The sequence below is a fragment of the Streptosporangium jomthongense genome (assembly GCF_042650425.1).
Classification (GTDB): Bacteria; Actinomycetota; Actinomycetes; order Streptosporangiales; family Streptosporangiaceae; genus Streptosporangium.
This window is the reverse complement of the sequence record NZ_JBHSBC010000008.1, coordinates 105,563-118,098: the sequence shown is the minus strand read 5'-3', so window position 1 is coordinate 118,098 and position 12,536 is coordinate 105,563. Positions and strand designations below refer to the sequence as shown.

The following is a 12,536-nucleotide window of genomic DNA, read 5'->3' as shown; positions in this document are numbered from 1 at the left end:
CGGGCGGCGTCCTCGTGCCGGGGCCGGTCAGGACCAGGCGAGCATCAGGAGCGGATCCTCCAGCATGGCGCCGATCTCGCGGAGCACCGTGGCGCCCAGTTCGCCGTCCACGATCCGGTGGTCGAACGACAGCGCCAGCGTGGCGACCCTGCGTACCGTGACCCGTCCCTCGTGTACCCAGGGCATGTCCCTGATCTGGCCGAGCGCGAGGATCGCCGACTCACCCGGCGGCAGGATCGGGGTTCCGGCGTCCACCCCGAAGACGCCCGTGTTGGTGATCGTGACGGTTCCCCCCGACAGGTCCCCGGGGGTGGTCCCGCCCGCCCGCGCGGTCTCGGTCAGCTCCGTCAGGGCGCGGGCCAGGGCGGGCAGCGACAGGTCGTCGGCTCCCTTGACGTTGGGGACGATCAGCCCGCGTTCCGTGGCGACGGCGACGCCGAGGTTCACCCGCCGCCAGAGCGCGATCTCCTGGGCGGCCTCGTCCCACGAGGAGTTGATCATCGGGTTGCGCCTGACCGCGATCACCAGCGCCCTGGCGACGGGCAGCAGCGGCGAGACCCTGGTCCCGGCGAAGTCGGCCAGCCCGCGCAGCCTCGTGACCAGCTCCGTCATCGCGGTGACGTCGACCTGCAGCCAGGTGGTCACGTGCGGGGCGGTGAACGCCGAGCGCACCATCGCCTCCGCCGTGCGCCTGCGCACCCCCCTGACCGGGATCCGCTCCTGCCCGCCGCCGGGCTCCGGGTCCGGTACGGCCGCCGCCCGCCGGACGTCCTCGTGGGTGACCGATCCTCCCGGGCCGGTCCTGGCGAGGGCGGCCAGGTCGACGCCGAGGTCCTTGGCCAGTCTGCGGACGGTCGGCTCGCCCGCGCCACCGTCTCCGCTCCCTCCGGGCCTTTCGGATCTTCCGGGCCTTTCAGGGGCGGTCCGCCTGCGCGGTCTGCGGCTCGTCGCGCCCGGCATGGCCCCGTACCCGACGAGCACGGGAACCCGCTCCTGCTCCCGAGAGGCGACGGGCGGGGCCACCCGGGGGGCGTCCCCGCCGACGGCCACGGTGATGAGCGCTGTGCCGACCTCGACCGTCGTGCCCTCCTCGACGAGGAGTTCCCCCACGACGCCCGCGAAGGGGCAGGGCAGCTCGACGACGGCCTTGGCCGTCTCGATCTCAAGGATGATCTGGTTGACCCGCACGGGCTCGCCGGGGCACACGTGCCACCTGACGATCTCCGCCTCGACGAGCCCCTCACCGACGTCGGGGAGCGCGAACCGTCTCAGCTCACTCATGCTCACCAGGCCATGGTCCGGTCGACGGCGTCGAGGACGCGGTCGAGGTCGGGAAGGTAGTGCCGTTCGAGGCGCGAGGGCGGGTAGGGCGTGGAGAAGCCGCCGACCCGCAGCACCGGGGCCCGCAGGTCGTAGAAGCACCGTTCGGTGATCCTCGCCGCCAGCTCCGCGCCGTACCCGCTGAACACCGGGGCCTCGTGCACGACGACGCACCGGCCGGTCCTGCGCACCGAGGACAACACCGTCGCCTCGTCCAGGGGACTGAGCGAGCGGACGTCGACGACCTCGACGGAGCGGCTCCCGTCGGCCTGGGCGGCTTCGAGACAGGTCCGTACGGCCGGGCCGTAGGCCAGCAGCGTCACGTCCCGCCCCGGGCGGGCGACCACGGCCCGGCCGAGGGGCACCGCCCCCGACGGGTCGAGCTCGACCGGCGCCTTGTCCCAGTAGCGCCGTTTCGGCTCGAACAGGATCACCGGGTCGGGGCAGGAGATGGCCTGCTGGATCATCGTGTAGGCGTCGGAGGGGTTGGAGCAGGCGACCACGCGCAGGCCGCCGGTGTGGGTGAAGTACGCCTCGGGGGACTCGCTGTGGTGTTCGGCGGCGCCGATGCCGCCGCCGAACGGGATCCGGACGACGACGGGAAGTTCGAGTGTGCCGAGGGAACGCAACCGCATCTTGGCGAGCTGGGTGGTGATCTGGTTGAAGGCGGGGAACACGAAGCCGTCGAACTGGATCTCGCACACCGGGCGGTAGCCGCGCAGCGCGAGCCCGATGGCCGTGCCGACGATGCCCGACTCGGCCAGGGGCGTGTCGATGACCCTGCTCTCGCCGAAGTCCTTCTGCAGGCCGTCGGTCACCCGGAAGACACCGCCGAGCCTGCCGACGTCCTCCCCCATGACGAGGACCCTGGGGTCGCGTTCCATGGCCTTGCGCAGGCCCTCGTTCATCGCCCGGGACAAAGACAGGGTCTCAACGCCCACCGTCGTGCCTCCCTTCGCGTGTCTCCCTCATCGCGGCGTGTCCTCGAAGGAGGCGAGGTAGGCGGCGAAGGCGGCGCGCTCGTCCTCGACCAGCGGGTGCTCGGCCGCGTAGACGTTGTCCCACAGCTCGTCGAGGTCCGGATCGGGCAGTTCCCGGCACCGGGTGCGCAGGTCCGCCCCGATCCGTTCCGCCTCCGCCTCGACCTCGGCGAGGAAGGCCTCGTCCGCGGCGCCGCAGGCCAGCAGGTAGGTCCTGACCCGTTCGACGGGGTCCTTGAGCAGCCAGGCCTCGGTCTCGGCGCGCGGGCGGTAGCGGCCGGGGTCGTCCGTCGTCGTGTGGGCCCCCATCCGGTAGGTGAACGCCTCGACCAGCGTCGGCCCCTGCCCGCTGCGCGCGTTGTCCAGCGCCCTTGCGGTCACCGCCAGGCAGGCCAGCACGTCGTTGCCGTCCACCCTGACGCCGGGGAAGCCGAAGCCGTCCGCGCGCCGGTGCAGCGGGACGCGTGACTGCCGCTCGGTGGGTTCGGAGATCGCCCACTGGTTGTTCTGGCAGAAGAACACGATCGGCGCGTTCTGCACGGCCGCCCAGGCGAACGCCTCGTTGACGTCGCCCTCGCTGGTCGCGCCGTCGCCGAAGTAGGCGATCACCGCGTCCTCCGCGCCGTCGCGCTGGACGCCCATGGCGTAGCCGGTCGCGTGCAGGACCTGGCTGCCGATGACGATCGTCGGCAGGTGCAGGTTGTGCTCCCTGGGGTCCCACCCGGCGTGGTTGATCCCCCGGAAGGAGCCGAGTTCCCGCACCGGGTCGACGCCCCTGCACCAGGCGACACCGTGCTCGCGGTAGCTGGGGAAGGCCATGTCCCCGGGATGCAGGGCGCGGGCCGAGCCGACCTGCGCCGCCTCCTGGCCGCGCAGCGAGGGCCAGACGGCCAGCTCTCCCTGCCTGGCCAGGGCCAGGGCCTCCTCGTCGAGTCTCCTGACGATCACCAGGTCCCGGTAGAGGCTCCTGACCTCCCGCGCGGTGAAGACGGCGTCGTAGTCCGGGTGCTCGACCCGCCTGCCGTCCGGGGTGAGCAGCCGGACGGGTTCCTGCGGGGTCGGCGGGGGCGGGGGCGCTGTGACGGTCCCCGGGGGCGTACCGCGCGCGGCGTCGATGGTCACGTGCCACTCCTCGTGCGTTGCGGTGGTCGGGAACCGGCGCGCGGCCGGTTGCCGGTGGTGTCCGTGGGTGCGGGCCCCCGCGTGTCCGCGGAACCCGCGAACGGCCGGTGAGGGACCCGTGCGGATCGCGGCGTACGGCCCCGGCCTGGGCGTTCAGCGCGGGGTGTCCAGGTGGGCGGCGAGGTCACGGGCCCGGGTGTCGGTCCAGTGCCGCCTGACGTGGCCGAGGCAGTCCTCACGCCCCGCGGGGCCGTGGGTGACGGCCCATCCCGCGGGCACGGCGGCGAAGACGGGCCACAGGGAGTGCTGGCCCTGTTCGTTGACCAGCACGAGGAAGGTTCCGTCCGGGTTCTCGAAGGGGTTGGCCATCTCGTTCTCCTTCTCCGTTACCGGGCTTCGGACGCGAGGGCTCGAAGAGCTGACAAGCCGTCAGGCGCCACCGAACCGCGCCGCCAGGCCCGCGACCGTCGGGGTGTCGAACAGGGCGCTGATCGGCAGGTCCTCGCCCAGTTCCGCGTGGATGCGGCTGATGAGCCGCATCGCCAGCAGCGACTGGCCGTCGAGGTCGAAGAAGCTGTCGTCGACGCCGACCCGCGTCACGCCGAGCACCTCGGCGAACAGGGCGCACAGGGTCTCCTCAAGCCGGCCGCTCGGGGCGCGGTAGGCGGGCAGGCCCGTGAAGTCGGGCGCGGGCAGCGCCGCGCGGTCCAGTTTCCCGTTGGGGGTCAGCGGCAGGGTGTCGAGCACGACGAACGCGGCGGGCACCATGTAGTCCGGCAGCGCCCGCGCCGCGTGGGCGCGCAACGCCTCCACGTCGGCGCCACCGGGTCCGGGCACGACGTAGGCGGCCAGTCTTCTCTCTCCGTCCTCGGCCCGTCTGGCGACGACCGCGACGTGGGCGAGCCCGGGGTGTCTCGCCAGGACCGCCTCGATCTCGGCGGGTTCGACCCGGAAACCCCGGATCTTCACCTGGTCGCCCGCGCGGCCGACGAAGTCGAGCTGTCCCCTGGCGGTCAGCCGTACCAGGTCGCCGGTGCGGTACATCCGCTCGCCGGGTCCCGCGAACGGGTCGGCGACGAAGCTCTGCGCGGTCAGGTCGGCCCGGCCCGCGTAACCGCGCGCCAGGCGGGTGCCGCCCACGTACAGCTCGCCGACCGTGCCGGGCGGGACGGGGGTGAGGGCCTCGTCGAGGACGCGCAGCCGTACGTCGTCGAGCGGGCCGCCGACCGGTACGGCGCCCTCCTCGGTGTAGGGGGCGGTCATCGGGCCGTGGGTGACGAACAGCGCCGTCTCCGTGGCGCCGTACATGGCCCTGACCACCGTGTCCGGGCAGGCGTCGAGCACCCGCCGTACGGCCTCGGGCGCGATCACGTCCCCGCCGGTCAGCACCTCGCGCACCCCGGCCAGGCACTTGGGCGCCTCCTCGGCGAGCACCCGGAACAGCCCGGCCGTCAGGTGCAGACCGGTGATCGCCTCCTCGGTCACGAGCCTGCCCAGGGTGGCCACGCCGAGGACGCCGGGGGGCGCGACGACGATCCGGCCGCCGTTCAGCAGCGGCACCCACAGCTCGTAGGTGGAGACGCTGAAGGCGTGCGGCGCGACCATCAGCACCCGTTCGTGCCGCCCGCCCTCCCAGCAGGAGTCGAAGGCCAGCCCGAGGACGCCCCGGTGGGTGACGCCGACGCCCTTCGGCTCTCCCGTCGAGCCCGAGGTGTACATCTGGTAGGCGAGCTGGTCCGGGTGGGAGTCCACGCCCGGGTCGGCCGGGGACTCCCCCGCCGACTCACGGCCTCCGTCGACGACGACGAGCGGGCCGCCCTCCGGCAGGCCGCGCCCGAGGGTCGTCGCGTCGGCGAGCAGGATCGGCGCGCCCGCGTGGTCCATGATCCACTGGATGCGCTCCGGCGGGTGGGAGGTGTGCAGCGGCAGGTAGAACGCCCCGGTCTTGAGCACCGCCAGGATGGCGGCGACCATGTCGGCCGAACGCTCCATCAGCACCGCGACCGGCCTCTCCGGACGGGCTCCCCGTCCGAGCAGCAGGTGCGCGAGCCGGTTGGCCCGTTCGTCCAGCTCCCGGTAGGTCAGGCGGAGGTCGCCGAAGGAGACGGCCGTCGCGTCCGGGGTCAGCGCCGCCTGGGCGGCGAAGCGTCCCTGGACGGAACCCTGGGTGGAAGGGGAAGCCATCGCGTACTCCAATCCGTTCGTTCCGCCTGAGCCCGCCGTGCGGGCCGCCCGCGCGGCCGGGAACCGGGGGCCGGGGGCGGGGCGGATTCGCGGGCACGACGGGCACGGGCGGGCGCCGGCGGCCGGGGCCGTCACCCCCGCCGTGGACGGCCGCCGTCGCGTCCGGTCACGCAGTCAGCGTCACATCCGCCCGCTGTACAGCGCATCTCCCGGATTGCGATGCTCTCCGGCGCTCTCCGGTGCTCTCCGGCGCTCTCCGGTGCGGCTCTCCGCCGGGGTCAGGCGGGCAGCCAGGCGGCGCGGCCGTAGGCGGGCGGCGGGCAGGGGACGTGGACGACGGCGTACGGCCCGGCCGCCAGGTCGAGCGCGTCGAGCACCAGCAACCCGCCCTCTCGCCTGGCGTCGTCCCGGACGAAGACGAGGAGCCAGCCGTCGCCCTCAGCCGGCCCCCGGGGCACGAACACGGGGTCCCCGGCGCGCTTCCCCGCGCCGAGCCGGTGTTCCCGGAGGCCGCCGGTCCTCAGGTCGTACCGGACGAGCGCGGCGCCCTCCCGCGGGTCACGGGAGCCGAACACGTGGCGGTGCGCGCGCCCCGTCGCCCGCTCGTCGGCCAGGGCCGTCTCCGCCCCCGGTGCCAGCTCCCGTTCCCCGACGGCGCCGGTGACCGGGTCGAGTGTCCAGCGCCACAGCCGCGGCGACCCCTGCGGGCCGGGGGCCCCGTCATAGGCCCGGGGGTGGCGCACGGCGTCGACCACGACCTTCCCGTCCTCCTCGTAGGCGTTCACCGCCCGGGAGACGTGGCAGGGGCCGATCTCGAACCAGCGCGGCTCCGGCGCCCCCTCGCGGGGCAGCAGGCCGACGCGCGCCCTCGCGCCCGGCCGCCAGGAGTACGGCGGGCGGGTCCCGGCCAGGGCGGCGGCGCGGTCGTGGAGGACCGGCGGGTCGAACACGACGACGTGGTGCCCGGTGAGGGCGGCGGCGCTCATGAGGGGCGCGCCGTCGAGGGCGAAGGGCCGGGCGTGGCGGACGGCGCCGCCGGAGTCGGCGACCAGGTGCTCGGCGTGTCCCAGCCCGGGGTAGGAGGCGACAGCGTGCCACCGGCCGGTGGCGGGGTCGCGGACGGGCCTGGCGAGCGAGAGGGACCCGGGGACCCGGCCGCCGGGGTTCGCGGGCCGTACGGCGGGGGCCAGGGCGGGCACCGGCCCGAAGGGGCTCGCCGGAGGGACGGTCGTGCGGGCGCGGTGCCGGAAGGCCTCTCCCCCGCGCAGGCCGACGCCGGACAGGAGGGTCCTTCCGTCGCCGAGAGGATGCGGGAAGGCCTGCAGGAAGCACCCGTCGAGCCCCTCGGGAAGGGCTCCCTCGACGGGGAGCCGCAACGGTGACGGCACCCAGGTGGGGGCCGGGCCGGACGCGCGAGCTGGGGCGGCCATGAGGCGCCTCCTCCGGGCGGGGTCAGCAATACCATAACGGTGTTGTGCTTAGAAACATATCGGCGTTATGTAATACTTGTCAACATGAGTCCCCGCCGAGCAGACCCCAGGACACGTCCCGCACTGGTCGACATCGCCGCCCGGCTGCTCGCCGAGGAGGGACCGCAGGCCCTGTCGACCCGGCGGCTCGCCACCGAGGCCGACAGCTCGACGATGGCGGTCTACACCCACTTCGGGGGCATGAGCGGGCTGGTGCGGGAGATCGTGCACGAGGGGTTCGCCCGGCTGCAGCGCCATCTCACCCACGTGCGCCAGACCGGTGACCCGGTGGCCGACATGGCGCTGCTCGGCAGGGCCTACCGCCACAACGCGCTGGCCAACCCGCATCTGTACGCGGTGATGTTCGGCGGGGCGTCGCTGGCCGGCTTCTCCCTGACGGAGGAGGACCGCCAGCACGGGCGCTACACGCTGGGCAACGTCGTCAAGTGCGCCACCCGCTGCTTCGAGGCGGGCCGGTTCAGGGCGGAGGACGCCGAACTCGTCGCCCACCAGATGTGGAGCGCGATCCACGGGCTGGTCACCCTGGAGCTCGGCGGCTACCTCATCGCCCCCTACGACGCCGAGCGCTGCTTCGAGGCCCAGCTCACCGCCCTGATGGTCAGCTCGGGGGACGACCTGGACAGCGCGAGGAGATCGGTCGCCCTGTCCGGGGACCGGATGCGGGCCGAGGTCGAGGAGACCGGAGGTCAGGGCCTGTTCCGCGAGGCACCGCCTGCGTGACCGCGGCGGGCGTGAGGCTCCGCGGAACGGAACCTAGAGGGGGATGTTGCCGTGTTTGCGCTGCGGCGGCGTCTGGCGCTTGTTGCGCAGCATGGCCAGGGCGCGCGCGACCGCGGCGCGTGTCTCCGCCGGGTCGATCACGTCGTCGACCAGTCCCCGTTCTGCGGCGTAGTGCGGGTGCATGAGCCGCTCGGAGTACTCGGCGACGAGTTCGGCGGCCAGTTCGGCCGGGTCGGCCGCGGCGGCCAGTTCCTTGCGGAAGATGACGTTGACCGCTCCCTGCGCGCCCATCACGGCGATCTCGTTCGTCGGCCAGGCCAGGGAGAGGTCGCAGCCGATGGAGCGGGAGTCCATCACGATGTAGGCGCCGCCGTACGCCTTGCGCAGGATGACCTGGACACGGGGCACGGTGGCCTCGCAGTAGGCGTACAGCAGTTTGGCGCCGTGCCTGATGATGCCCGCGTGCTCCTGGTCGGGGCCGGGCAGGAAGCCGGGGACGTCGACCAGTGTCACCAGCGGGATGCCGAAGGCATCGCAGAAGCGGACGAACCTCGCCGCCTTCTGTGACGCCGCGACGTCCAGGACCCCCGCGAGCACCATGGGCTGGTTGCCGACCAGGCCGACCACCTCGCCGTCGACGCGGGCCAGCGCGCACACCACGTTCGGCGCCCAGCCCTCCTGCAGTTCGAGGAACTCGCCGTCGTCGACCAGTTCGGCGACGACCGAGCGGATGTCGTACGGCCTGTTCGGCTCGACGGGCACGATCTCGGCGAACCCGGGCCGGTGGTCGGTCGTGGCCTGGCGCGGCGGCCCGGCGGGCGGCGGCTCCAGGTTGTTGCTCGGCAGCAGGGACAGCAGGTAGCGCACGTCCTCAAGCGCGCTCTCCTCGTCGTCGTGCACGAAGGTGGCCACCCCGGAGCGACCGCCGTGCACCTCGGCGCCGCCCAGTTCGTCGTGGGTGACCCGCCTGCCGCTGACCGCCTCGACGACGTCGGGGCCGGTCAGGTACATCCGCGCGGTCTCGCGGACCATGAAGGTGAAGTCGGCCAGGGCCGGGGAGTAGGCCGCTCCCCCGGCGCAGGGGCCGAGGATCACGCTGATCTGCGGGATCACGCCGGATGCCTGGACGTTGCGGCGGAAGATGCCGCCGTAGCCGTCCAGGGACATCACCCCCTCCTGGATACGGGCGCCGCCGCTGTCGTTGAGCCCGATGAGGGGCGCTCCGGTGGCGATCGCCAGGTCCATCACCTTGTGGATCTTCGCCGCGTGCGCGTGGCCCAGCGAGCCGCCGAAGATCGTGAAGTCCTGGGCGTAGACGAAGACCCGGCGCCCGTCCACCGTGCCCGAGCCGGCGACCACCCCGTCGGTGTGCGGGCGCCGCTCGCCCATCCCCAGGTCGTTCGCCTGGTGGCGGCGGTACATGTCGATCTCGGTGAAGGAGCCCTCGTCGAGCAGCAGGTCGAGCCGCTCCCGCGCCGTCCGTTTGCCCAGCGACCGCTGCCGCTCGACTGCGGCCCGGGAGCCCGCGGCGATCCGGCCGCGCAGCCTGCCGTGCCGCTCACGCAGCAGGTCCATCGAGCGCGGCGGCTCGCCGGGCCCGTCCTCCCCTCGCGCGTCGGAGGGGGCGGGCACGTCTTTGACGTCGTCCCGCAGGCCGGTCCGCCTGCCTGCCGGGGTCACGACGCCCTCACCGGCGTCAGGTCCCCGCGCGCCGTGCCCGCCTGCCGGTCCGACAGCGACCCGTTGGCGTGCAGCCAGCGCACGGTCTCGCCGACCGTCTCGGCGACGGGCCGCGGGACGACGCCGCCGGTGCTCGCCCCCTCCGCCACCCGTGTCGCGCAGGCGCACACGTAGACGGCGCCGTACTGCGCCGGGATGTGCCAGGGGCACACCCGCTGCGCGAGGTCGGCCAGCAGCCCGGCCGGGAGCATGGCGCGGGCGGGCAGGAAGAGCGTCGGCAGGCGGCGTCCGGTCACCTCGCGCAGCACCTCCACATAGCGCCGGGTCGTCAGGTAGTGGCCGGGCCCGAAGTGCCTGGCCGGGCCGCCGCCGTACGGCGTGAGCAGTTCGGCGTGCAGCGCGGCGGTGTCCCGCACGTCGCCGAGGGGCAGCCCGCCGAGCGGCCAGACCGGCAGCAGGCCCCGCAGGACGTCACGGAGCCTGGCGGTCTGGTCGCCGAGCCTGGGGTCGTGCGGGCCGAGCAGGGCCGGCGGGTAGGTGATCACCACCGGAGCGCCCTCCCGCTGGTGGCCCCGGGCCACGGCCTCGGCCGCCGCCTTGCTCGCCATGTACGGCTCGCGGGGCCTGCCGACGGGGGTGTCCTCGCGGACGACCCGGCCGGGGGCGGGGAACAACGCCGCGACGCTGGAGACGTGGATGATCGGGTCGGCTCCCGCCGCGCGCGCGGCCCCGAGCACGACCTCGGCGCCCCGCTCGTTGGTCCGCCGCACACTCGCGCGCCGTCTGCTGTCGAAGGTGTAGACCGCCGCCGCGTGCAGCACGGCGTCCGCCCCCCGCACCGCCCGGCCGACCGCCTCGCCGTCGGTGACGTCTCCGGTCACCACCTCGACGGCGTCCCCGAAGGTGTCCGCGAAGGTGTCCTCGTCGGCGTTCCCGCCCGGCGCCGGGCCGGGCAGGAGAGGGGCCAGGGCACGGGCGACCCCGGACGGCTCGCGGACGAGCAGGCGGACCCGGTGCCCCGCCCGCAGGAACGCCGCGACCGTATGGGCCCCGACGAATCCGGTGCCGCCTGTCACGCTCACCAGCATCAGAAATACCTCGCTCATGGCGGAATCACTGGGCGTTTCGCAGCAAGCGTGCACGAGTGAAGATCCCACTGTCTTCTCCCATTGTGCTTTCAGCGGACCGGCGTTATCGTCCGCGTAAGGCGAATTCGGCAATCCAGGAGAAGAAGCGGCCGATTCGGCACCGCTACGGTTGACGACGTTGTCGTCGCAACGTCAGAGAAATTGTTCGGCGCGAGAGCGGAGGTTTCCGCATGGCTTCTGAGGCGGCTTCGGCGGGTCGCTTTCCTGGAAGAATGGCAATTGTCAACGGACCCCGGCACAGGACCTGGCTGAACGTCTTCCTCGTGCTCGTCGTCGCCCACTGGGCAGAGCACGTGGCGCAGGCCGTGCAGATCTACGTCCTCGGCTGGCCGGTCCCGCAGGCGCGCGGCGTGCTCGGGCTGCCGTTCCCGTGGCTGGTGACCTCCGAGTGGATGCACTACGGCTACGCGTTGTTCATGCTCATCGGTCTCGTCATGCTCAGGAAGGGGTTCACCGGCCGTTCCCGCACCTGGTGGAACATCTCACTCGGCATCCAGGTCTGGCACCACTTCGAGCACCTGCTGCTGCTCCTGCAGGCGATGACCGGCAACCACCTGATGGGCAGGCCGGTCCCCACGAGCGTCCTGCAGGTCTTCTTTCCCCGGGTCGAGCTGCACCTGTTCTACAACGCCGTCGTCTTCGCCCCGATGGTGGTCGCGATGGTCCTGCACCGCCGTCCGAACGAATCCGAGCGGTCGGCCATGGCGTGTGGCTGCGCGACGGCGCGCACCTGAGGGCCCCGGAAAAGGAAAGCTTTCTCGAATGTCCGGCCGCGGCGCGTTTCCCGTGCCGCGGCCGGGCGTTTTCCACCGGCCGGGGAAAGGGGTTCACGGACTTTCCCCGCGCGTCCAGCCGCCCACCGTCCTGGCCGCCGCCATGCTCGCCCACGCGGTCAGTTCGACCAGTTCCCGGTCTCCCGTCCCACGACTCTCCCTGAAGGCGTCCACGTCGGCCTCGCCGACCCGGTAGGAGGCGAAGGCCGTCAGCAGGGCCAGCCGCCCGGCGGGGCGGTCCTCGGCGGCCAGGTCCGCGACCGCCTCCTCCGCCCACGCCCCGCCGAGCCCGGGGTGGCCGCCGTCCCAGGCCGCCAGCCTGGCCGTCAGCAGGTCACGGACGGGGCCCGGCACCGAACGGCGGCCCGCCGCCTCGATCGCCGAGGCCGTGAGGGCGAAGGCGCCCGCGACGCCCGGCGCGCCCGCCGCCCAGGACAGGTCGCCGGGCAGCGGGGCCATGGGCAGCAGGTCGAGCGAGCCGCCCGGCTCGACGCCCCCACCGGTCGGCCGCATGAGCCGGCCCAGCGTCCGCATGAGGGTGCCGCGTGCCATCCCCGGTGTCCGCGGCGGCAGCGGCGTCTCGTCGAGGAACACGTTGACCATGCGGTTGAGGTAGTGGAAGGTGACCGCGACCCCGACGAGGACCCCGACGGGCTCGGCGGCCTGTTCCCCGGGGAACGGCGTCGCCCGCCCGCGCGTCCCGCTCGCCCTGGCCCACTCCTCGACCGGCGCGAGATCACGCCGCGCGCCGCCCTCCGGGGGGACCAGGCCGCCCAGGGCGGCGCCGTGCACGCCCGCGCAGTAGGGGCAGGCGTTGCCGAGCGAGACGCCGGTCGCGACCGCCTCCCTGACCGCCCGGCCCGGTCCGCCGCCGGTCAGCAGCGTCTCCCGCAGCATCATCCAGCAGGCGGCCAGGATCTCCGGGGCGGGCGAGTGCAGGGCGACCGGCGGCGCCAGCATGCCGAACTCCCGTTCCGAGCGCGTGTACACCTCGGCGACCAGGCCCCGCGCCCGCGCGGGCGGCACCGGGCGGACGTGCCTGACCTGGCGGAGCGAGCCGCGCAGCGGTTTCCTGAGGACCCGCCGCAGGAGTGTCGTTTCCATCGCGCGCTCCCTGAG

Annotated in this window: 11 protein-coding genes; 2 read left to right on the top strand and 9 right to left on the bottom strand. The window is 73.7% G+C overall.

Features of this window, described 5'->3' with window-relative positions; genetic code table 11:
• Positions 1 to 27 precede the first annotated feature (27 nt).
• The 6 genes from ACFOYY_RS08440 to ACFOYY_RS08415 all read right to left on the bottom strand — a co-directional run bounded on the left by ACFOYY_RS08440 (position 28) and on the right by ACFOYY_RS08415 (position 7,036).
• The gene (locus ACFOYY_RS08440; protein WP_386189088.1) at positions 28 to 1,281 is read right to left on the bottom strand and encodes a dihydrolipoamide acetyltransferase family protein; all 1,254 of its coding nucleotides are present in this window, start codon (positions 1,279 to 1,281) and stop codon (positions 28 to 30) included.
• A 2-nt stretch (positions 1,282 to 1,283) separates the two neighbouring features.
• Positions 1,284 to 2,261, bottom strand: a complete 978-nt coding sequence (locus ACFOYY_RS08435) for an alpha-ketoacid dehydrogenase subunit beta (protein WP_362772126.1) — start codon at positions 2,259 to 2,261, stop codon at positions 1,284 to 1,286.
• 27 nt (positions 2,262 to 2,288) lie between these two features.
• Entirely contained in the window at positions 2,289 to 3,422 is a 1,134-nt protein-coding gene (gene pdhA, locus ACFOYY_RS08430; RefSeq protein ID WP_386189085.1) for a pyruvate dehydrogenase (acetyl-transferring) E1 component subunit alpha, read from the bottom strand.
• Between the two features lie 153 nt (positions 3,423 to 3,575).
• On the bottom strand, positions 3,576 to 3,791 hold the full coding sequence (locus tag ACFOYY_RS08425; protein WP_386189083.1) for an MbtH family protein: 216 nt from the start codon (positions 3,789 to 3,791) through the stop codon (positions 3,576 to 3,578).
• A gap of 60 nt (positions 3,792 to 3,851) precedes the next feature.
• Positions 3,852 to 5,606, bottom strand: a complete 1,755-nt coding sequence (locus ACFOYY_RS08420) for a non-ribosomal peptide synthetase (protein ID WP_362772124.1) — start codon at positions 5,604 to 5,606, stop codon at positions 3,852 to 3,854.
• Positions 5,607 to 5,884: 278 nt separating this feature from the next.
• Positions 5,885 to 7,036, bottom strand: a complete 1,152-nt coding sequence (locus ACFOYY_RS08415; protein ID WP_386189081.1) for a carotenoid oxygenase family protein — start codon at positions 7,034 to 7,036, stop codon at positions 5,885 to 5,887.
• Positions 7,037 to 7,120: 84 nt separating this feature from the next.
• On the opposite strand from ACFOYY_RS08415, the gene ACFOYY_RS08410 reads away from it, so the two are divergent.
• The gene (locus ACFOYY_RS08410; protein WP_352012635.1) at positions 7,121 to 7,816 is read left to right on the top strand and encodes a TetR/AcrR family transcriptional regulator; all 696 of its coding nucleotides are present in this window, start codon (positions 7,121 to 7,123) and stop codon (positions 7,814 to 7,816) included.
• A gap of 33 nt (positions 7,817 to 7,849) precedes the next feature.
• Here ACFOYY_RS08410 and ACFOYY_RS08405 read toward each other — a convergent pair whose 3' ends face one another.
• Complete coding sequence (locus ACFOYY_RS08405; protein WP_352012713.1) at positions 7,850 to 9,391, bottom strand: acyl-CoA carboxylase subunit beta; 1,542 nt, start codon at positions 9,389 to 9,391, stop codon at positions 7,850 to 7,852.
• Positions 9,392 to 9,492: 101 nt separating this feature from the next.
• On the bottom strand, positions 9,493 to 10,602 hold the full coding sequence (locus tag ACFOYY_RS08400; protein WP_386189079.1) for an NAD-dependent epimerase/dehydratase family protein: 1,110 nt from the start codon (positions 10,600 to 10,602) through the stop codon (positions 9,493 to 9,495).
• A gap of 254 nt (positions 10,603 to 10,856) precedes the next feature.
• Here ACFOYY_RS08400 and ACFOYY_RS08395 point away from each other — a divergent pair, with 254 nt between their 5' ends.
• Entirely contained in the window at positions 10,857 to 11,378 is a 522-nt protein-coding gene (locus tag ACFOYY_RS08395) for a hypothetical protein (protein WP_352012637.1), read from the top strand.
• 93 nt (positions 11,379 to 11,471) lie between these two features.
• Here the strand turns inward: ACFOYY_RS08395 and ACFOYY_RS08390 are convergent, their stop codons facing one another.
• Positions 11,472 to 12,521 carry a carboxymuconolactone decarboxylase family protein gene (locus ACFOYY_RS08390; RefSeq protein WP_386189076.1) on the bottom strand — a complete coding sequence of 350 codons (1,050 nt, stop codon included), beginning with the start codon at positions 12,519 to 12,521 and terminating at the stop codon, positions 11,472 to 11,474.
• Between the last annotated feature and the right edge of the window lie 15 nt (positions 12,522 to 12,536).

Bases quoted from the DNA above. Each gene is read 5' to 3' on its own strand.
- ACFOYY_RS08410 (WP_352012635.1), top strand. From the start codon at position 7,121: ATGAGTCCCCGCCGAGCAGACCCCAGGACACGTCCCGCACTGGTCGAC.
- ACFOYY_RS08400 (WP_386189079.1), bottom strand. From the start codon at position 10,602: ATGAGCGAGGTATTTCTGATGCTGGTGAGCGTGACAGGCGGCACCGGA.
- ACFOYY_RS08415 (WP_386189081.1), bottom strand. From the start codon at position 7,036: ATGGCCGCCCCAGCTCGCGCGTCCGGCCCGGCCCCCACCTGGGTGCCG.
- ACFOYY_RS08440 (WP_386189088.1), bottom strand. From the start codon at position 1,281: ATGAGTGAGCTGAGACGGTTCGCGCTCCCCGACGTCGGTGAGGGGCTC.
- ACFOYY_RS08420 (WP_362772124.1), bottom strand. From the start codon at position 5,606: ATGGCTTCCCCTTCCACCCAGGGTTCCGTCCAGGGACGCTTCGCCGCC.
- ACFOYY_RS08405 (WP_352012713.1), bottom strand. From the start codon at position 9,391: ATGGACCTGCTGCGTGAGCGGCACGGCAGGCTGCGCGGCCGGATCGCC.
- ACFOYY_RS08425 (WP_386189083.1), bottom strand. From the start codon at position 3,791: ATGGCCAACCCCTTCGAGAACCCGGACGGAACCTTCCTCGTGCTGGTC.
- ACFOYY_RS08390 (WP_386189076.1), bottom strand. From the start codon at position 12,521: ATGGAAACGACACTCCTGCGGCGGGTCCTCAGGAAACCGCTGCGCGGC.
- ACFOYY_RS08395 (WP_352012637.1), top strand. From the start codon at position 10,857: ATGGCAATTGTCAACGGACCCCGGCACAGGACCTGGCTGAACGTCTTC.